Source organism: Acidovorax sp. YS12 (genome assembly GCA_021496925.1).
In the GTDB taxonomy this organism is placed as follows: Bacteria; Pseudomonadota; Gammaproteobacteria; order Burkholderiales; family Burkholderiaceae_C; genus Paenacidovorax.
Genome location: CP053915.1, coordinates 3,521,610 through 3,540,188, shown reverse-complemented (window position 1 = coordinate 3,540,188; position 18,579 = coordinate 3,521,610). Strand labels below are relative to the sequence as shown.

Genomic DNA, 18,579 nt, shown 5'->3' with positions numbered 1-18,579 from the left:
GCCCCATCAGGCACGGCAGCCGCGAAAGGAACCGGCGAAGGTCTCAGGCCGCCAGGCGGCTGCGCTCCTGCAAGAGGCGGTACGCGGCTTCCAGCGGGCGCGGATCGGCCCAGGCCGCCAGGTCGAAGTCGCCGTCGAGGAAGCCGTGCAGCAGCAGGAACTTCTTCTGCAGCCCGAACAGTTCCAGCCTCTCGGGCGAAAGATCGGGGTGCAGCGTCCTGTGGAAGCCGTTGCGGTAGGTGGCGGCCACGCCGTCGCCCGTGCCGCGCGTCTCCGTCTGCAGAATCTTGCGCACGCCTTCCAGGTTGTCCTTGGCCCATTCGGCCGCGCGCAGGCTCTGGTAGAGGAAGCGCACCACGATGTCGAAGTGGTGGTCCAGCAGGTCCTGGTGCACGGTGATCGGGCGCGGCGTGCCGTTGTTGACGCGGGTGCGCTTGTCCTCGAAGGCGTCCAGCTCGATGCCCACGACCAGGCCCAGCTCGCGCGCGGCGTCCAGGGCGGCGGCGCCCTTCACATAGGCGGCGTCCACCTGGCCATCCGCCAACTGGCGCAGGCCGGACCAGAGGCTACCTGACCAGTTGCCACCGCCCGGATTGGCCAGGCCCGGGGACGGCAGCTGCACGGGCGTTTCCACGAACTCCACGTCGTCGAAGGTCAGGCCGGCGAGCGACAGCGCGCCCTTGAAGCCCGCCAGCGTCATGCCGCGCCCGATGCTGCTGCCGCGCACGTGGTCCTTGATCGGGCGCTCGCTGAAGGCCGGCAGCGCGATGCGCTTGCCCTTGAGATGCGCCGGTTCGGTGATGCCGGAATCGGACCGCACGATGATGCGCTGGCCTTCCTCGATCCAGGTCAGGCCGATCAGCCGGTTCGGCGCGCCCTGGGCCCGCGCGGCGATCGCCAGCATGTTGCCGCCCTCGCGGAACAGGCCCGGCAGGTCGTGGTCGTAGTGGTGGCGCGCGAGCGTGCGCCGTTCCTCCTCGGTGCTGTGGCTGCGCTCGTCGCGGTCCTGCAGCGTGCCGACGGCGATGCCGTCGCGGGCGAACTCCTCGTCCAGCCAGCCGAGCTTGTAGGCCAGGCCGGTGGCGGTGGGGACGGGGCAGCGGGTGAACCAGATCTTGTCGAGCGTCGGGGTGGTCATGGATGCATCCTTTTCAATGGCGAAGGAATCCCCGGCCGGGATGCGCGATGGCGCCCAGCCATGCCAGGGGGAGTGAACGGCCCGCCTGCGCGGGCCGCGGGGATCAGAACTTAGCGGTGACGGAGACGCCGAACACGCGCGGCGGGCCGTAGGAATAGCTGCCGCTGATGAGCGAGGTGTTGCGGTACACCTTGTCGGTGACGTTGAGCACATAGCCCCGGATGTGGTACTTGCCGTCGGCCGTCGTGTAGCCGACGGAGACGTTGCCCAGGGCATAGGCCGGTTCGATCAGATCGGGCGTGGTCTGGTCTTCCGCGTTGAAGAAAGACTTGCTGCGGTACGACCAGTCGGTCGAGAGGTTCACCGCCGCGCCGCTGGCCAGCGCAATGCGGTAGTCGGCGAACACGTTGCTGACCACGCGCGGCACGCGGTTGAACCAGTTGCCGGCGATGTTCTTCGCGGCCGTGACCTGGAAGTCCGTGAACTCGGTGTGCTGGTAGCCCAGGTTGATGCCCAGCGTGAGGTTGCGCGCGGGCCGCGCGAGCACTTCCAGCTCGGCCCCCTTGACCACGCCGGAGCCGGCGTTGAGAAAGGTCTTGATGATCTGGTTGGTGGCCGGATCGACCTTCTCGGCCTTCTGCTGCAGGTCGGTGTAGTCGTAGTAGAAGACCGATGCGTTGACCTGCAGCCGGTTGTCCAGCCAGTTGCTCTTGGCCCCCAGCTCGTACGAGCGCAGGTACTCCGGATTGATGGCTCCCACCTCCGTCTGCGCCGTGGCGCCGGCGTTGAAGTTGCCGCCGTTGAAGCCCTTGGCGAAGCGGAAGTAGGCGCGCAGGTTGTCGTTCACCTGGTAGGACGGGGTGACGTCCCAGGTGAAGTCGTTCCACGCCCGGCTCTCGTTCTGGTAGGCGCGCCGCGTCAGCGGGCGGTTGACGCCGCCGCCGTACCAGCCGCCCGCCGACGGGTCGTTGAAGCCGAAGCCCGCCGGGGCGCTGCCGTAGAACAGGTCGATGTCCTTCGTCTCGCGCGTCTGGCGCACGCCGGTGGTCACGTCGAAGCGGTCGTTGACCTTGTAGTTCACGCTGCCGAACAGCGCGTAGCTGTCCGCGTCGAGCGTGTAGTCGCCCCGGTTGTAGGCCAGCGCCTTGGCCGCGCCGCTGGCGCTGACCGAGCCGGGGAGGACGGCGCTGGCGGAAGCCGAGTCGAGCTTGCCCTTGAAGTAGTAGCCGCCCACGATCCACGACAGCCGGTCTTCCTTCGGCGAGGCCAGGCGCAGCTCCTGGCTGAACTGCTTGACGCTGAAGTCCGACCAGCTACGCGACGACTCGTACGGCACGCGGTCGCCGCCGGTGGCCGCGCGGTCGAAGTGCTCGATGCCGGTGATGGAGGTCAGCGTGTTGCGCCCCCACTGCTTGTTCAGCGTGAGGGCGCCGCCGATCTGCTCCAGGTCGTCGGTGGCCTGCGCCAGCGAGGGCGCATCCCAGCGCGTGTTGGACGGGTTGGCGCGCGAGCCGCTGGTCAGCACCGGCCCCTTGAACTTGCGGTAGTGCACGTTCAGCAGGCCGTCGAAACTGTCGGAGAAATTGGCCTGCAGCTGGCCGCGCAGCGCCGTCTCGCTGTAGCGGTCGGTGCTGCCCGGGTAGAAGCTGTTCTGCGTATAGCGGTCGGCGTCCTGGCGGTGGAAGGAGATGCGCGCGGCCAGCACGTCCTCCTTGATGACGGCGTTGTAGGCGCCTTCGAGCAGGCTCTCGTTAAAGCGCGCGTACGACGCCTTCACATAGCCCTCGTTCTTGAACACGGGCTTCTTGGAGATGAAGTTGATCGCGCCGCCGGTGGTGTTCTTGCCCCACAGCGTGCCCTGCGGGCCGCGCAGCACTTCCACGCGCTCCAGGTCGAACAGCGGAAAGCCCACGGTGCTGGCGTTCCAGACGTAGACGTCGTCCACGTAGGTGCCCACGGGGTTGGTCATGTGCAGCGAGGCATCCGACAGGCCGATGCCGCGGATGTACCACTTGGGGCGGCCGTGGCCGTCGGTGGTGTCGGCCGTCATGTTGGGCACGAAGCGGATCACGTCGCCCGCGTTGCGCACCTCCTTCTGCTCCACCGCGTCGCCGCCGATCACGGTGATCGCGGTGTTGACCTCCTGCACGTCCTCCTCGCGGCGGTCGGCCGTCACCACCACCCGGTCCAGCACGGTGCTGGCGCCCGGCCCCTGCGCCGGTTGCGCCCAGGCCGCGCCGGCGCAGGCGGCAAGCGCCTGGGCCACGCCCATCGCGGCCAGGGTACGGGCAAAGCGGGCGTCGGCCGCGCGTCTCGGAATGTCGAACTGCATGGAATACCTCTCGTTGGGGAAGGACGCTCTCCGGCGCCGCCGTGGCGGGCATGCGGGAAAACGTGCGGAACTGGGAGGCAGTCTAGAAACGGGGGACGTGGCGAACAACGAACGAATCCCGATATGCATGCACTTTCGGCTCATAACGATCTGAGAATTTATGCATATGCGACACGGCGATGAGGGCGGCCACGGGGCGGCCGTGCATGGCGCGATGCATTGCGAACGAAATATGCCGCCAGCCCTTATGCAGCAAGCGCTAGAAGCTATCAAAAAAGGAATTTCCAGCACGTTGGGGCACGCACCGCGCGCGCCCATGCCAGCGTGGGAATCAGCCGCCGTGGGCCCGCGCCAGCCGCCGCGCCGCCCCGTCGAGCGCGCTGCACAGCAGCCAGTACACGGCGCCGACGCACAGGAACACCTCGGCCGGGTGCACCATGACGCGCGCGTTCACCTGCGTTGCGAGGAACGACAGCTCCGGCACGCCCACGATGTAGGCCAGCGACGAGTCCTTGACCAGCGTGACCCACTGGTTGATGAACGAGGGCAGCATCATGCGCAGCGCCTGCGGCAGCACCACGTGGCGCAGCGCGCCCCAGCGCGTGAAGCCCAGCGCCATGGCGGCGGCCCACTGGCCGGCGGGCACACCGCGGATGCCCGCCGCCACGCCGTGCGCCAGGTAGGCGCCGCCCACCAGCGCCAGCGCCGCCATGACGGAGAACACGCCCGGCACCTCGATGCCGAACAGCATGGGCAGCAGGAAGTAGGTCCAGAAGATCAGCATCAGCACCGGGATGGCGCGCAGAAAGCCCAACGCCGCCGACAACGCCGCCAGCGCCGGCCCGCGCAGCCACACCAGCAGCACGCCAAAGGCCAGCCCCAGCCCGGCGGAAGCCAGCCCCGCGCCCGCCGACAGCAGCAGCGTGAGCAGCGCGCCGCCCGGCGGCCCCTCGGGGAAGGTGCCCCAGAGCAGGTACTGCCAGTCATCGGCAAGGAAGGAAAAGTCCATCACGCCCCCGGCGGCGCATACGCCCGGCGCCGCTGCAGCCACTGCGCCAGCAGCTCCAGCACGGCGATGGCGGCGATGTACAGCAGCGTGGCCACGGCATAGACCTGGAAGGTTTTCCAGGTCTCGGCCTCGGCCTGGCGGGCGCGGTACGACAGCTCCAGCAGCCCCACGGCCATGCCCAGCGAGGTGTTCTTGAGGATGTTCATGTATTGCCCGAACAGCGGCGGCAGCGCGATGCGCAGCGCCTGCGGCAGCACCACGTGGCGCAGCGCCTGCGCGGGGGTGAGGCCCAGCGCCAGGGCCGCCGCGCGCTGGCTGGCCGGCACGCCGCGCAGGCCCGAGCGGATGTCCTCGCCCACGTAGGCGGTGGAATAGGCCACCAGGCCGAGCAGCGCCGCCAGGAACTCGAACGACGGCCAGCGCAGCAGCACCACGCCGCCCAGCGCCAGCGCATGCACGCCGTTGAGCCATTGCACCCACGCCTCGGGCAGCAGGGCCGGAATGCCGAAGTACCAGAACAGCAGCTGCACCAGCAGCGGCGTGTTGCGGAACACCGAGAGATAGGCGCCGCTGGCGCGCACCAGCGCGGGCCGCCCGCTCTCGCGCGCGGCGGCGAAGGCAATGCCCAGCAGGGTCGAGGCGGCCACCACCAGCAGCGTGGCCCACAGCGTCATGCCCCAGCCCTCCAGCATCCAGCCGAGGTACTTGGGCGCCAGAAAGCCGTCCGGCAACAGGGAATGCGGGGTCAAGGCAGCAGGGGCGCGCGCCGCGGCGGGCGGCGCGCGCGGGCAGGGTCAGGTCTTGTCGCCGATCTTGAAGATGCGCTGCAGCGGCGTCTTCGACTTCGGGCCGAACCAGGCGTCGTAGATCTTCTGCGCCTGGCCGCTGGCCTCCAGCTCGCGCAGCGTGGCGTTGACGTAGTCGGTCAGCGCCGCTTCATCCTTGGGAACGCCCACGCCGATGTAGTCCTGCGAGATGGCGAACGGCGGAATCTCGTACTTGGCGCGGTCGGGCACGTTGGCCAGCAGGCCGATGAGCTTGGGGCCGTCCTGCGAGATGGCCTGCACCTGGCCGTTGCGCAGCGCGGTGAAGGCGAACGGCGTGTCGTCGTACGCCACCAGCGTGGCCGTGGGGTACTTCTCGCGCAGCTGGATTTCGTTGGTCGTGCCCTTGTCCACGCCGATGCGCAGGCCGGCGAGCTGCTCGGGCGCGGTCAGCGTGCCCTTCCTGGCGATGAACTGCGTGCCCGAGGCGAAGTAGGGAATGCTGAAGTTCACCACCTTGGCGCGCTCCTCGGTGATGGTGAAGTTGGCGAACACCAGGTCCACCTTGTTCGCGGTCAGCAGCGGAATGCGGTTGGCCGGGTTGGTGGGCACGATCTCCAGCCTGACGCCGAGTTTCTTGGCGAACGCCTGGGCGTAATCGACGTCGAGGCCGGTGATCTTGCGCGTCTTGCCATCGACGAAGCCGAACGGCGGGTTGGCGTCGAACGCGGCCACGCGCAGCACGCCGGCCTTCCTGATGTCGTCCAGCCGGTCGGCCCAGGCGGCGGACGATGCGAGGGCCAGGGCCGCGAGCAGGGCGAAGTGGCGATGGTTCATGTGGTGGTTTCCCTGAAAGTGGATGAAGCAATGCTGTTCATCCTAGGCAGGGGGGAATACCGCAGGAACGACGGAATTCGCGTTTGCTTATGCGCGGCCGCACGCGCCTCAGCCCATGCCGCGCACCACGTTCATGGCTTCGTCCACGCGCTCCACGGCATGGATCTCCAGCCCCTCGATCGGCTTCTTGGGCGCATTCGCCTTGGGCACCACGGCCACGGTGAAACCCAGTTTCGCGGCCTCCTTCAGCCGCTCCTGGCCGCGCGGCGCGGGGCGCACCTCGCCCGCCAGGCCCACCTCGCCGAAGGCGATGAAGCCCCGGGGCAGCGCGCGGCCGCGCAGGCTGCTGGTGATGGCCAGCATCACCGCCAGGTCGGCCGCGGGCTCGCTGATGCGCACGCCGCCCACGGCGTTGACGAACACGTCCTGGTCGGCGCAGGCCACGCCGGCGTGGCGGTGCAGCACCGCCAGCAGCATCGCCAGGCGGTCGCGCTCCAGGCCCACCGAGAGGCGGCGCGGGCTGGGGCCGCCGCCATCGACCAGGGCCTGGATCTCCACCAGCAGCGGGCGCGTGCCCTCCAGCGTGACCAGCACGCACGCGCCCGGCACCGGCTCGCTGTGCTGCGAGAGGAAGATGGCGCTGGGGTTGGAGACGCCGCGCAGGCCGCGCTCGGTCATGGCGAACACGCCGATCTCGTTCACCGCGCCGAAGCGGTTCTTGATGGCGCGCACCAGGCGGTAGCTACTGTGCGTGTCGCCCTCGAAGTACAGCACCGTGTCCACCATGTGCTCCAGCACGCGCGGGCCGGCCAGCGCGCCCTCCTTGGTCACGTGGCCCACCAGGATGACGGCGATGCCCGTGGCCTTGGCCATGCGTGTGAGGTGCGCCGCGCACTCGCGCACCTGGGCCACCGAGCCGGGCGCGCTGGTGAGCTGGTCGGAATAGATGGTCTGGATCGAGTCGATCACGCACACCGCGGGCTGCGTGGCCTCGACGGTGGCAAGGATCTTTTCCAGCTGGATCTCGGCCAGCACGTTCACCTGGCTGGCCTCCAGCCCGAGGCGGCGCGAGCGCAGCGCCACCTGCGCGCCGCTCTCCTCGCCCGTCACGTACAGCGTGGGCAGGCCGGCGCGGTGCAGTGCGTCCATGGCCTGCAGCAGCAGCGTGGACTTGCCAATGCCCGGGTCGCCGCCGATCAGCACCACCCCACCCTCGACCACGCCGCCGCCGAGCACGCGGTCCAGCTCCTCGATGCCGCTGGGCGTGCGCGCCACGTCGGTGGCCTCGATGGCGGCCAGCGGCATCACCGCCTGGGCCTGCGCCAGCCCGGCGTACGGGCCGCTGGCGGCGCTCATGCGGTTCTTGCCGGCCCCTGCCTCGGGCACGGATTCGGTGAGCGTGTTCCACGCGCCGCAGGCCGGGCATTTGCCCAGCCAGCGCGGGCTGGTGCCGCCACATTCGGTACAGGAGAAGACGGTTTTATCGCGGGCCATGGGGCAGCGACTATAAAGAAGACGGCCCGTCTCGCGCGCGCCGCCATGGCAGACGACGCCATCGCATGCAGGCGTGATTTTCATCAAAATCAGCCTCAAACCCTTACACAGAAAGCGCAAGCAGCTATTTATTCAATAGCGCACACGCCAGGGCGGCTGCGCCAAGGCGACGCACGGGGATCTGTTCAGCGTTGCCTTTATTCGTTGCCGCTGATGTAGATCAGCCACGGCGGCCCCTGGCGGATAAAAAATGCAAATGATTTGCATCTTTTATCCCATCAGGAGCCGGATATGAAACCCGTCCACCGCATCACCCTGGGCCTGGCGGCCTGCAGCCTGGCCTTCGCCGCCCAGGCGCTCGAATACCCGATCGGCTCGCCCCAGCAGATGGCGGGCATGGAGATCGCCGCCGTCTACCTGCAGGCCGTGGAGATGGAGCCCGAGGGCCACATGCGCAAGGCCGCCGAGTCGGACGTGCACCTGGAGGCCGACATCCACGCCATGGCCAACAACCCCAACGGCTTCAAGGAGGGCGACTGGATCCCGTACCTGCACGTCAAGTACGAGCTGACCAAGCTGCCTTCGGGCGAGGTCGTGCAGGGCGACATGATGCCCATGGTGGCCAACGACGGTTCGCACTACGGCGACAACGTCAAGCTCAAGGGCCCGGGCAAGTACAAGGTGAAATTCATCGTGCTGCCGCCCAACGCCAAGGACAACCCGCAGGGCAACCACTTCGGCCGCCACACCGACCGCCTGACGGGCGTGCGCCCCTGGTTCAAGCCCTTCGAGATCGAATGGGAGTTCACTTTTGCCGGCATTGGCAAGAAAGGCGGCTACTGATGCTGCGCCGCAAGCCCCTCCCCCTGGCTCTGGCGCTGGCAGGCCTGCTGGCGGCCGGCGCGAACGCGGCCGCCCCGGCCCCCGCCCCCGTTGCCACCCCGGCCAGTGCGCCCAGCCAGGAAGTGGCCGAGCTGCTGGCGCAGATCAAGCGGCTGTCGGCCCGCATCGAGGCCCTGGAGCAGAAGGACAAGGCCACCGACCAGGCCCTGGCCACCGACCGCGTGAGCGAGCGGGAGCCGGAGCTGGTCACGCGCCTGAAGGCGGTGGAAATGCAGTCGCTCGGGATGCTGAAATCGGCGCGCACGGTCGAGTCGCTGGACGGCATCCAGGTCGGCTTCTCGCTGACGACGGTGGCGCAGCGCCCCTCGGCCGCCATCCACCAGCCCGGCAGCGACATCGACGGCCAATTCGGCGGCAGCCAGCTCAACTACCGGGGCGACGCCTTCGTGACCGTGCCGCTGGACCCCATCGGCAACACCGAGAGCAAAATTTTTGCCCACCTGCGCTTCGGCCAGGGCGCGGGGCTCAATGACCTGTACTCGTTCTCCAAGCCCAACGCCAGCGCCTTCCGCGTCACCTCCACCAGCCCCGACGACTCGGTCGCCATCCTCGGCCAGGCGTGGTACCAGGCCACGATCCCGCTGCCTTTCGGCGGCTTCAAGCCCCACTCCAAGGAAACGCTGGAGGTCAACTTCGGCAAGATGGACCCGTTCCTGTTCTTCGACCAGAACGCCGCCGCCAACGACGAGACGCGCCAGTTCCTCAACACCGCCTTCGTGCACAACCCGCTGCTGGACGCGGGCGGCGACATCGGCGTGGACCGCAACGGCTTCACCCCGGGCTTTCGCGTCTCCTACGTGAACCATGCCGACAAGCGCGAGCCCTGGCGCCTGTCCCTGGGCGTGTTCGGCGCGGGCGAGGGGGCCAACTACTCGCGCTTCTTCTCCTCGCCGCTGATCCTGGCGCAAGCGGAAACCCAGCTGCGCCTGATGGGCGGGCTGCTGGGCAACTACCGCCTGTACTACTGGCGCACCGGCCAGGCCTCGACCTACCAGGACGGGAGCACGCGGCGCTCGGGCTGGGGCCTGTCGGTCGACCAGCGCGTGGGCGATGGCATGACGCTGTTCGGCCGCTACGGCCAGCACATCAACGGCGGCGGCGCCCGTTTCGACAAGGCGCTGACCGCGGGCCTCGAACTCGCGGGCTACGACTGGGGGCGCGGTGGCGACACGCTCGGCATGGCCGCCGGCTGGCTGCAGTCCTCCAGCGGCTGGCGGACCGATTCGGCCAGCCTGGACATGGACGGCAACGGCATCCCCGACTACGGCTACAGCGCACGTGGCGCCGAGCGCGTGGCCGAGGTCTACTACCGCTGGCGCCTGAACAAGCAGTTCGAGGTCACGCCCTCACTGCAGCTCATGTCCCATCCCGGCGCCAACGCGGACGCCAGGCTGTTCCACCTGTTCTCCCTGCGGGCGCAACTGACCTATTGAGCCATGCGCAAACACCTTCCCCTGGGCATTCTTTGCCTGGCCCTGCTGGGCCCCGGCGCATGGGCGCAGGAATTGCCCACCTTCGCCATCACCGCCAAGGACGGGCGCCTGGAGCCGGCACGGCTGGAGGTGCCCGCGGGCCAGCGCATCAAGCTCACGCTGCACAACGCCGGCCAGGCGCCGGTCGAATTCGAGAACCTGAACCTGCGCGTGGAGAAGGTGCTGGGCCCGGGCGCGCGCTCGTTCGTCGTCACGCCGCCGCTCAAGCCCGGGGTGCATGAATTCGTCGACGAATTCCACCCCGACACCGGCCGGATGCAGCTCATCGCCAAGTAAGCCATGCTCAATGCCTTCATCATCGTCTGGCGCGAAAGCCTGGAAGCCATGCTCGTCATCGGCGTCCTGCTGTCGTGGATCGCGCGCCAGCCCGCGCCCGCACCCCTGCGCCGGCGCCTGTGGCTCGGCGTTGCCGCCGGCCTCTCCCTGGCCTGCGCCCTGGGCGCGGCCACCTTCGCCGTGCAAAGCGAGTTCGCGGGCACGTCGCTCGACGTGTTCCAGCTCGCCATGGTGCTCGCGGCCGCCGCCCTGATCGTGCACATGGTGCTGTGGATGCACCGGCACGGCCGGCACATGAAGCGCGAGCTCGAAGGCCGGGCCAGCGCCTGGGGCATTGCCGCCATCGCCGCGCTGGCGGTGGGGCGCGAGGGCGCCGAAACGGTGGTCTTTCTCTACGGCCTGGGCCTGGAAAGCCAGGGCATGGCGCTGGCGGGCCTGTCCGGCGCCGCCGCCGCGGGCCTTGCCGCCGCGGGCGCCACCGCCTGGCTGGCGGCGCGCGGCGCGCGCCTGCTCAACTACCGCACGCTGTTCGCCGCCAGCGAGATCCTGCTGCTGTGCATCGCCAACGCCCTGCTGGCCAACGCCGCCGACCGCGCCATCGCCCTGGGCTGGCTGCCCGCCTTGATCGACCCGCTGTGGGACCTCTCCGCCTGGCTGGCCGACGGCCAGGGCGCGGGCCGCCTGCTGGCCGACTTCACCGGCTACCGCGCGCGCCCCGCCGCCACCCTGGTGCTGGCCAGCCTGGCGTTCTGGGCCTACGCCCTGTGGCGGCTCAAGCGCCCGGCCACGGCGGCCCCCGGAGCCTGACATGCCATCCACCGAGCACGCGCTGGTTTTCCACCGGCGGGGCGTCCGCCCCCGCCTGGTCCGCCTGGGCGACTGGATGGCGCGCCACCGGCGCACGATCATGGCCTTGCAGTGGGCCGTGGTGCTGTTCTACGCCGTCCTGGTGGCGCTGCCCGCCTTCTTGCCGCACCCGCACGCCGAGGCACGGCTGTTTTCGAGCGACCTGGGCGCGGCCTCTTTCGTCGATGGCACGGCATGCGGCGGCACCGGCTGCGACCAGCCGCTGCACACCAAGGCGCCCTACGTGGCGCATTGGCACGAGCGCCTGGTGCTGCTGGCGCAGTACCTGTTCTGGGGCGTATGGTGGCCGTTCGTCATCCTCTCCGTCATGCTCGTGGGGCGGGCCTGGTGCGGGGTGCTCTGCCCCGAAGGCGCCCTGAGCGAATTCGCCAGCCGCCACGGGCGCGGCGGCGCCATCCCGCGCTGGCTGCGCTGGAGCGGCTGGCCCGTGGCGGCCTTCATCGTCACTACCCTCTACGGCCAGCTCATCAGCGTCTACGAATACCCGCAGGCGGCGCTGCTGATCCTGGGCGGCTCCACCGTGGCCGCCGTGGCCGTCGGCTGGATGTATGGCCGGGGCAAGCGCGTGTGGTGCCGCTATCTCTGCCCGGTCTCGGGCGTGTTCGCGCTGCTGGCGCGCATCGCGCCGCTGCATTTCAAGCTCGACCGCGAGGCCTGGCTCGCCTACCCCGGGCGCACGCCCGCCGTCGATTGCCCGCCGCTGCTGCCGGTGGGGCAGCTCGCCAGCATGTCGCAATGCCACGCCTGCGGCCGCTGCAGCGGCCACCGCGACGCCGTGCGGCTCGAAGGCCGCTCGCCCGAAGCCGAGATCCTGGCCGCCCGCCCCGCAAGCCGCTCCGAATTGCTGCTGCTGTTCTACGGCGTGCTGGGCGTGGCCACCGGCGCCTTCCAGTGGACGGTCAGCCCCTGGTTCGTGCGCGGCAAGCAGGCCGCGGCCGAATGGCTGGTGGCGCACGGAATCTTCTGGCCGCTGGACTACGGCGCCCCCTGGTGGCTGCTGACGCAGTCGCCCGCCACCGGCGATGCGTTCAGCTGGCTCGACGGTGCCGCCGTGCTCGGCTATATCCTGGCCGTGGCGCTGCTGCTGGGCAGCACGCTGCTGCTGCTGTCCTGGGCCGCGGGCCGCCTGGCACGCATGGACTGGCGCGCCCTCGCCCTGGCCCTGGTGCCGATGGCCGGCACCGGGCTGTTCCTGGGGCTGTCGATGATGACGGCCACGCACCTGCGCGCCGAAGGTGCCGGCCTCGCCTGGCTGCCCTGGACGCGGGCGCTGCTGCTGGCGCTGGGCGGCCTCTGGTCCTGGTCGCTGGGTGCACGCCTGGTGCTGCGCCCCCGGGCCGGCTGGGCGCGCACCTCGGCGGCACTGGGCTGCTGGAGCCTGGCGATGGCCTGCGTGGCGGGGGCCTGGGTGCTGCTGCTCTTTGTCTGGTAGTGGACGGCCAACCCACGGCGACCGGACGCAAAAAGGCCGGCGCCTAGAAGGCCCGGCCTGTCAAAGAGGCCCGCACGCGGGCGGGCTGTGCGCCTGTCGGCGCGAATCACTCGAACGGCTGGGGCCGCTTGGTCTTGTCGCTCGACGGCGGCAGGATGGGCATGGTGAGCTTCGGCTGGTCGCCGGTCAGCGTCTTCAGGAAGGCGACGATGTCGGCGTTCTCCTGTTCGGTGAACTTCTTGCCCAGCTGCAGGCGGCCCATGGTGTCCACGGCCTGGGACAGCGTGTCGGCAGCGCCGTCGTGGAAGTAGGGGTAGGTCAGTTCCACGTTGCGCAGCGTCGGCACCTTGAAGTTGAAGCGCTCGGCATCGTTGCCGGTGACGGCGGAGCGGCCCTCGGCCGGGTTGTCCGTCTTGTAGGGCTCGACCAGGCCCATCTTCTGGAACGAGTTGCCGCCCAGGTTGGGGCCGTTGTGGCAGGCCACGCAGCCGGAACCCTTGAAGAGCTGGTAGCCGCGCAGTTCCTGCGCGTTGATGGCCTTCTTGTCGCCCTTGAGCCACTTGTCGAAGCGCGCGTTGGGGGTGACCAGCGTTTCCTCGAAGGCGGCGATGGCGGCCGTCACCTCGTCGATGGTGAGCTTGTCATGGCCGAAGACCTTCTTGAACTCGGCCACGTACTGCGGGATGGAGCGCAGCATGTCCACGGCCAGGCCGTGCGTGAAGGCCATCTCGCCCGGGTTGGCGATGGGGCCGCCAGCCTGCTCCTTCAGGTCCTTGGCGCGGCCGTCCCAGAACTGGGCGAGGTTCAGGCTGGAGTTGAGCACGGTGGGCGAGTTGATCGGGCCCTTCTGCCACTTGTCGCCGATGGAGGTCTTGAGGTTGTCCGAGCCGCCCATGCTCAGGTTGTGGCACGAGTTGCACGAGATGAAGCCCGAGCGCGACAGGCGCGGGTCGAACCACAGCTTCTTGCCCAGCTCGACCTTGGCGGGGCTGGTGACCTTGGCGGCGGGAATGGGGGAAACGGGCTCGGCGTCCTTGGCCTGCACGGCGCCGGTGGCCAGCAGTGCCGCAACGCCCAGGGCGCCCAGAACGAGACGGGGGGCTGTGAAGCGAGACATCGTGGTTTCCTTTCTAGGTGAGGTGATGTCCCATTGTTCTTGCTGCGTATCAAAATCCTCTTGAGATATCTCAAGCAAAAGTCGCAAAAAAAGTAGGGGAATTGGCGCCCTGCCCAGCACTGCGCCCGGTGGCCGGCAGGGTCAGCCGGCCACCGCCACGTTCACGCGCGGCGCCACGGCGCACATCAGCTCGTAGCCCACCGTGCCCGCGGCCTGCGCCACGTCGTCGATGGAGAGCTCCGCGCCGCCGCTGGCGCGGCCCCACAGCGTGACCTCGCTGCCCATGCCCACGGGCAGTCCGGCCTGTACCACCGGCGTGAGGTCCACGGTCAGCATGTCCATGCTCACGCGCCCCACCAGCCGGGTGCGCACGCCGTTCACCAGCACCGGCGTGCCGGTATCGGCATGGCGCGGGTAGCCGTCGGCGTAGCCGCAGGCGGCCACGCCGATCAGCATCGGGCCGTCGGCACGGAAGCGCGAGCCGTAGCCCACACTGTCGCCAGGCTGCAGCTGCTGCGTGGCGAGCAGGCGGGTGGAGAGCGTCATGGCGGGCTGCAGCGCCCAGTCCCGGGCCTGGCGCTCGGGGTGGTCCGGCGCGCTGCCGTAGAGCACGATGCCGGCGCGCACCCAGTCGCAGCGCACCTGCGCGTCGCTCCCGTGGCGCAGCGTGGCGGCGCTGTTGCCGACGCTGCGCTCGCCCGGCAGGTCCTGCGTGGTGGCGTGGAACACCGCGAGCTGGTGCCCGATGCCGCGCGGGCCGTCGGCGTCGGAAAAATGCGTCATGTGCGAGATTTCGTCCACCTGTGGCAGCGCCGACAGCCGTGCCCAGGCGGCACGGTAGCGCGCGGGGGTGAAGCCCAGGCGGTTCATGCCCGTGTTCATCTTGAGGAACACGCGGTGCGGCACCTGCGTCTTGTGCGCGGCCAGCCAGTCGATCTGTTCGTCGCAGTGCACGGCATGCCAGATGCCGAGGCGCGAGCACAGCTCCAGGTCGCGCGGCTCGAACACCCCCTCCAGCAGCAGCAGCGGGCCGCGCCAGCCCAGGGCGCGCAGCCGCTCGGCCTCGGCCAAGTCGAGCATGGCGAAGCCGTCGGCGCCGCGCAGCCCCTCGTACACGCGCTCGATGCCGTGCCCGTAGGCATTGGCCTTGACCACGGCCCAGACCTTGGCGTCGGGCGCCGCGGCGCGCGCGCGCGCCAGGTTGTGGTGCAGGGCCGGGGGGTGGATGGTGGCGAGAATCGGGCGCGGCATGGCGTGGCGTGACGGGGAGGCAGCGAAAACCGTGGCAACGGCGGAAGGCGCATTCTGGCACCGCGCCATGGCAGGCGTGCGCCGGGCGCGTGATATAACCGCCCATCTTTTGCCAGGGCACCCCTTTCACGCAGGGCATTAGCGCCGCTGATGCCCCTCCCAGTCTCTCGATGAAGCGCGGTTTTTACACCATCATGTCGGCGCAGTTTTTCAGCTCGCTGGCCGACAACGCACTTTTCGTGGCCGCCGTGGAACTCCTGCGCACCGAGGGCGCTCCCGAGTGGCAGCGCGCCGCGCTGGTGCCGATGTTCGCACTCTTCTACGTGATCCTGGCGCCCTTCGTGGGCGCTTTTGCCGATGCCCTGCCCAAGGGCAAGGTGATGTTCGTGAGCAATGCCATCAAGGTGGTGGGCTGTCTCATGATGCTGCTCGGCTCGCACCCGCTCATCGCCTACGCGGTGGTGGGGCTGGGGGCGGCGGCCTACTCGCCGGCCAAGTACGGCATCCTCACCGAGCTGCTGCCCGCCTCGCAGCTGGTCAAGGCCAACGGCTGGATCGAGGGGCTCACTATTGCCTCCATCATCCTCGGCGTGCTGCTGGGCGGCCAGCTGGTGGGCCAGCACATGTCGGGCATGCTGCTGAGCTTCGACCTGCCGCTGATCGACACGGGCGTGGACACCCCCGCCGAATCCGCCATCGCCGCGCTGATCGTGGTGTACATGCTGGCTGCCTGGTTCAACACGCGCATCCCGCACACCGGGGTGAAGATGCGCCCCCTGCGCGCCGACCCGTCGCGCGGCCTCCTGGCCAACACGCTGGGCCAGTTGCCCGACTTCTGGGCCTGCAACAGCCGTCTTTGGCGCGACAAGCTGGGCCAAATCTCGCTGGCCACCACCACGCTGTTCTGGGGTGCGGGGGCTAACTTGAAGCTCATCGTGCTGACCTGGGCCGCTGCGGCGCTGAGCTACGACACCACCCATGCTTCGGCGCTGACCGGCGTGGTGGCCATCGGCACGGCGGCGGGGGCGGTGTGGGCCTCGCTGCGCATGCGGCTGAACAAGGCCACGCGGGTGATTCCGCTGGGCATCGCCATGGGACTGCTGCTGATCCTCATGGTGTTCATCAACAACATCTGGGTGGCAGTTCCCTTCCTGATCGTGCTGGGTGGCCTGGGGGGCTTCCTGGTCGTGCCCATGAACGCGCTGCTGCAGCACCGGGGCCACAACCTCATGGGCGCGGGCCGCTCGATCGCCGTGCAGAATTTCAACGAGAACGCCTGCATCCTCGGCCTGGGCGCGCTCTACAGCCTGTCGCTCAAACTCGGGCTGTCGGTGTTCAGCTCGATCACCATCTTCGGCCTGGTGGTCGCCGGAACCATGTGGCTCATCGGCCGCTGGCTGGCCCACAACACGCGCTGCCACCGCAAGGAAATGGCGCGCCTGCTGGGCATTGCCCGGCGCGACGACCACTGAAACTCCTTTTTTAATAGCTGCTAGCGCTTGTCTGGCAAGCGCTGGTGGCATTTTTCATGCCTTATCTGCTGCCCATTCTCGCCCTGCTGTGCAACGCCTTCTTCTGGGGGGTGTCGTGGTGGCCATTCCGCGCCATGCACGGCGCGGGGCTGCACCCGCTGTGGGCCACGGCGCTGATGTACGGCCTGGTCTCGGCCAGCCTGCTGGCGCTGCGCCCGGCCACGCTGGCCCAGCTGCTGCGCCACCCTGGCCTGTGGCTGCTGGCGCTGTGTTCGGGCGTGACCAACGTGGCCTTCAACTGGGCGGTGACCGTGGGCGACGTGGTGCGCGTGGTGCTGCTGTTCTACCTCATGCCCGCCTGGGCCGTGCTGCTGGCCTGGCGCGTGCTGGGCGAGCGCCCGACGCCCACCGCGCTGCTGCGGCTGGCGCTGGCCTTCGCCGGGGTGCTGCTGGTGCTGTGGCCCGCCGAGGGCGGCGCGCGCCGCCTGGCCTCGGGGCTGGGCCTGGCCGATGCCCTGGCACTGCTGGGGGGCTTCACCTTCGCGCTGACCAACGTGCAGCTGCGCCGCCTGCGCGAGGCGCCGGGCCCGGCGCGCATGCTGGCCATGTTCACCGGCTGCATGGCCATGGGCGTGGCCAGCGCGGCCGCAGGCCACGCCCTGGGCCTGGTGCCAGGGCTCCCGGCATGGCACCCGCTGTGGGCCGGCGTGGCGCTGGCGATGGCGGCGGTGCTCATGTTCGGCAACTGGGCGCTGCAGTACGGCGCGGCGCGCCTGCCCACCAGCACCACGTCGGTGGTGATGCTGTCGGAGGTGCTGTTCGCCAGCCTGTCGTCGTGGCTGCTGGCCTCGGCCGCGCTGGCGCCGCGCACGCTGGCAGGCGGGGCGCTGATCATGCTGGCCTCGCTGCTGGCGGCGCTGCGCCGTTGAGCCATCGGGCGTACCATGGTGCGCCCCCGTCCTTCCCGCGATGCCATGACCAGCCTCTACGACTTCGAAGCCCAGCCCATGAGCGGCCCGCCCGTGCCCCTGTCGCAGTACCGCGGCAAGGTGCTGCTCATCGTCAACACGGCCAGCGCCTGCGGCTTCACGCCGCAGTTCGCGGGGCTGGAGGAGCTGCACCGGCAGTACGCCGACCGGGGCCTGGCCGTGCTGGGCTTTCCGTGCAACCAGTTCGGCCGCCAGGACCCGGGCTCGAACGAGGAAATCGCCAGCTTCTGCCAGCGCAACTACGGCGTGAGCTTTCCGATGATGGCCAAGGTGGAGGTGAACGGCCCCGAGGCGACGCCGCTGTACCGCTGGCTCACGGCCGAAGCGCCAGGGCTGCTCGGCAGCAAGGCCATCAAGTGGAATTTCACCAAGTTCCTCGTCGGGCGCGACGGGCGGGTGATCCGCCGCTACGCGCCGCAGGACGCGCCGCAGAAGCTCGCGGGCGACATCGAGGCAGCACTGGCTAGCTGACCGGCGCCCACGGCGCGCCAGGGCCCGCGCCCATCGCGCACCGTTCGGCCTCGACCTGGCGCAGCAGGTCGGCCAGCGTCTTGCCCGGCTCCTGGCGGAAACGCCGGGGCAGGACCTCGAAGCCAGCGACGCGGTCGATGCGAAAGCCCCGGAAGCCGTCGCGCAGCTCGCACCAGGCCGACAGGGTCCAGACCTTGCCCCAGTAGAAGCAGCCCAGCGGCCGCACGCACCGCAGGCTGGGCCGGCCCTGCACGTCGGCATAGTCGAGCCGCACCACCTGGCAGGCATGCACGGCCTCGCGCAGCGCCTGCAGCGTGGCCTGCGCGCGCACGTCCAGCCCCACGCCGGGCGCGTACAACGCCTGCGCCTCGGCCGCCACGCGCGCGGCGGGCGGCAGCACCGAGAGGATCTTGCCCAAGGCGCCCTCGATCTCGCGCGCCATGCCCGCATCGACCCAGGCCTGCGCCAGCCGCGCGGCGGCCACGAGCGCGTTGGCCTCGTCCTGGCTGAACATCAGCGGCGGCAGCGCGAAGCCCGCGCCCAGGCGGTAGCCCACGCCGGCCTCGCCCTCGATGGGCACGCCCTGGTGCTGCAGGTCCGCCACGTCGCGGTAGATGGTGCGCAGCGACACTTCGAGCCGCTGGGCCAGGAAGGCAGCCGTGGACAGGCGCCGCCCCCGGATGAGCTGGACGAGCTGGAACAGGCGGTCGGCGCGGCGCATGGCAGGGGGCAAG

Annotated in this window: 17 protein-coding genes; 8 read left to right on the top strand and 9 right to left on the bottom strand. The window is 69.7% G+C overall.

Annotation, left to right across the window (positions count from 1 at the left end; translation table 11 throughout):
• Nucleotides 1-43 precede the first annotated feature (43 nt).
• The 6 genes from YS110_15940 to radA form a co-directional block, all read right to left on the bottom strand.
• The gene (locus tag YS110_15940) at nucleotides 44-1,138 is read right to left on the bottom strand and encodes an ABC transporter substrate-binding protein (protein UJB66138.1); all 1,095 of its coding nucleotides are present in this window, start codon (nucleotides 1,136-1,138) and stop codon (nucleotides 44-46) included.
• Nucleotides 1,139-1,241: 103 nt separating this feature from the next.
• Nucleotides 1,242-3,470: a TonB-dependent receptor gene (locus tag YS110_15935; protein UJB66137.1), complete on the bottom strand. Its 2,229-nt coding sequence runs from the start codon at nucleotides 3,468-3,470 to the stop codon at nucleotides 1,242-1,244.
• 331 nt (nucleotides 3,471-3,801) lie between these two features.
• Nucleotides 3,802-4,479 (bottom strand): amino acid ABC transporter permease, encoded by a 678-nt coding sequence (locus YS110_15930; GenBank protein UJB66136.1) that lies wholly within the window; start codon nucleotides 4,477-4,479, stop codon nucleotides 3,802-3,804.
• Nucleotides 4,479-5,171, bottom strand: coding sequence for an amino acid ABC transporter permease (locus tag YS110_15925; protein ID UJB67485.1), 693 nt, complete (start codon nucleotides 5,169-5,171; stop codon nucleotides 4,479-4,481). The genes YS110_15930 and YS110_15925 overlap by 1 nt, the downstream gene beginning before the upstream one ends.
• A 102-nt stretch (nucleotides 5,172-5,273) precedes the next feature.
• Entirely contained in the window at nucleotides 5,274-6,080 is an 807-nt protein-coding gene (locus tag YS110_15920; GenBank protein ID UJB66135.1) for an ABC transporter substrate-binding protein, read from the bottom strand.
• 108 nt (nucleotides 6,081-6,188) lie between these two features.
• Nucleotides 6,189-7,574 carry a DNA repair protein RadA gene (radA, locus tag YS110_15915; protein ID UJB67484.1) on the bottom strand — a complete coding sequence of 462 codons (1,386 nt, stop codon included), beginning with the start codon at nucleotides 7,572-7,574 and terminating at the stop codon, nucleotides 6,189-6,191.
• 291 nt (nucleotides 7,575-7,865) lie between these two features.
• Here radA and YS110_15910 point away from each other — a divergent pair, with 291 nt between their 5' ends.
• The 5 genes from YS110_15910 to YS110_15890 all read left to right on the top strand — a co-directional run bounded on the left by YS110_15910 (nucleotide 7,866) and on the right by YS110_15890 (nucleotide 12,545).
• A complete protein-coding gene (locus YS110_15910; protein UJB66134.1) occupies nucleotides 7,866-8,417 on the top strand; it encodes an iron transporter in 552 nt (183 codons plus the stop codon).
• Nucleotides 8,417-9,910, top strand: coding sequence for a carbohydrate porin (locus YS110_15905; protein UJB66133.1), 1,494 nt, complete (start codon nucleotides 8,417-8,419; stop codon nucleotides 9,908-9,910). Before YS110_15910 ends, YS110_15905 begins: the two co-directional genes overlap by 1 nt.
• Before the next feature lie 3 nt (nucleotides 9,911-9,913).
• Nucleotides 9,914-10,246: a cupredoxin domain-containing protein gene (locus tag YS110_15900; GenBank protein UJB66132.1), complete on the top strand. Its 333-nt coding sequence runs from the start codon at nucleotides 9,914-9,916 to the stop codon at nucleotides 10,244-10,246.
• 3 nt (nucleotides 10,247-10,249) lie between these two features.
• Complete coding sequence (locus YS110_15895; protein ID UJB66131.1) at nucleotides 10,250-11,053, top strand: FTR1 family protein; 804 nt, start codon at nucleotides 10,250-10,252, stop codon at nucleotides 11,051-11,053.
• A 100-nt stretch (nucleotides 11,054-11,153) separates the two neighbouring features.
• A complete protein-coding gene (locus tag YS110_15890; GenBank protein UJB67483.1) occupies nucleotides 11,154-12,545 on the top strand; it encodes a 4Fe-4S binding protein in 1,392 nt (463 codons plus the stop codon).
• A 106-nt stretch (nucleotides 12,546-12,651) separates the two neighbouring features.
• Here the strand turns inward: YS110_15890 and YS110_15885 are convergent, their stop codons facing one another.
• Both YS110_15885 and alr read right to left on the bottom strand, forming a co-directional pair.
• On the bottom strand, nucleotides 12,652-13,662 hold the full coding sequence (locus tag YS110_15885) for a cytochrome-c peroxidase (GenBank protein UJB66130.1): 1,011 nt from the start codon (nucleotides 13,660-13,662) through the stop codon (nucleotides 12,652-12,654).
• 141 nt (nucleotides 13,663-13,803) lie between these two features.
• Nucleotides 13,804-14,913 carry an alanine racemase gene (gene alr / locus YS110_15880; GenBank protein ID UJB66129.1) on the bottom strand — a complete coding sequence of 370 codons (1,110 nt, stop codon included), beginning with the start codon at nucleotides 14,911-14,913 and terminating at the stop codon, nucleotides 13,804-13,806.
• A gap of 170 nt (nucleotides 14,914-15,083) precedes the next feature.
• Here alr and lplT point away from each other — a divergent pair, with 170 nt between their 5' ends.
• The 3 genes from lplT to YS110_15865 are packed head-to-tail and all read left to right on the top strand — an operon-like array spanning nucleotide 15,084 to nucleotide 17,845.
• A complete protein-coding gene (lplT, locus tag YS110_15875; GenBank protein ID UJB66128.1) occupies nucleotides 15,084-16,385 on the top strand; it encodes a lysophospholipid transporter LplT in 1,302 nt (433 codons plus the stop codon).
• 56 nt (nucleotides 16,386-16,441) lie between these two features.
• A complete protein-coding gene (locus YS110_15870; protein UJB66127.1) occupies nucleotides 16,442-17,314 on the top strand; it encodes a DMT family transporter in 873 nt (290 codons plus the stop codon).
• Between the two features lie 45 nt (nucleotides 17,315-17,359).
• Entirely contained in the window at nucleotides 17,360-17,845 is a 486-nt protein-coding gene (locus YS110_15865) for a glutathione peroxidase (GenBank protein UJB66126.1), read from the top strand.
• Here the strand turns inward: YS110_15865 and YS110_15860 are convergent.
• Nucleotides 17,838-18,566, bottom strand: a complete 729-nt coding sequence (locus YS110_15860) for a YafY family transcriptional regulator (GenBank protein ID UJB66125.1) — start codon at nucleotides 18,564-18,566, stop codon at nucleotides 17,838-17,840. The two genes, YS110_15865 and YS110_15860, sit on opposite strands and share 8 nt — an antisense overlap.
• Nucleotides 18,567-18,579 lie beyond the last annotated feature (13 nt).

Coding starts and splice junctions, on each gene's coding strand:
- YS110_15905 (UJB66133.1), top strand. CDS start 8,417: ATGCTGCGCCGCAAGCCCCTCCCCCTGGCTCTGGCGCTGGCAGGCCTG.
- radA (UJB67484.1), bottom strand. CDS start 7,574: ATGGCCCGCGATAAAACCGTCTTCTCCTGTACCGAATGTGGCGGCACC.
- YS110_15940 (UJB66138.1), bottom strand. CDS start 1,138: ATGACCACCCCGACGCTCGACAAGATCTGGTTCACCCGCTGCCCCGTC.
- YS110_15920 (UJB66135.1), bottom strand. CDS start 6,080: ATGAACCATCGCCACTTCGCCCTGCTCGCGGCCCTGGCCCTCGCATCG.
- YS110_15910 (UJB66134.1), top strand. CDS start 7,866: ATGAAACCCGTCCACCGCATCACCCTGGGCCTGGCGGCCTGCAGCCTG.
- YS110_15925 (UJB67485.1), bottom strand. CDS start 5,171: ATGCTGGAGGGCTGGGGCATGACGCTGTGGGCCACGCTGCTGGTGGTG.
- alr (UJB66129.1), bottom strand. CDS start 14,913: ATGCCGCGCCCGATTCTCGCCACCATCCACCCCCCGGCCCTGCACCAC.
- YS110_15930 (UJB66136.1), bottom strand. CDS start 4,479: ATGGACTTTTCCTTCCTTGCCGATGACTGGCAGTACCTGCTCTGGGGC.
- YS110_15885 (UJB66130.1), bottom strand. CDS start 13,662: ATGTCTCGCTTCACAGCCCCCCGTCTCGTTCTGGGCGCCCTGGGCGTT.
- YS110_15900 (UJB66132.1), top strand. CDS start 9,914: ATGCGCAAACACCTTCCCCTGGGCATTCTTTGCCTGGCCCTGCTGGGC.
- YS110_15860 (UJB66125.1), bottom strand. CDS start 18,566: ATGCGCCGCGCCGACCGCCTGTTCCAGCTCGTCCAGCTCATCCGGGGG.
- YS110_15865 (UJB66126.1), top strand. CDS start 17,360: ATGACCAGCCTCTACGACTTCGAAGCCCAGCCCATGAGCGGCCCGCCC.
- YS110_15935 (UJB66137.1), bottom strand. CDS start 3,470: ATGCAGTTCGACATTCCGAGACGCGCGGCCGACGCCCGCTTTGCCCGT.
- YS110_15870 (UJB66127.1), top strand. CDS start 16,442: ATGCCTTATCTGCTGCCCATTCTCGCCCTGCTGTGCAACGCCTTCTTC.
- YS110_15890 (UJB67483.1), top strand. CDS start 11,154: ATGGCCTTGCAGTGGGCCGTGGTGCTGTTCTACGCCGTCCTGGTGGCG.
- YS110_15895 (UJB66131.1), top strand. CDS start 10,250: ATGCTCAATGCCTTCATCATCGTCTGGCGCGAAAGCCTGGAAGCCATG.
- lplT (UJB66128.1), top strand. CDS start 15,084: ATGAAGCGCGGTTTTTACACCATCATGTCGGCGCAGTTTTTCAGCTCG.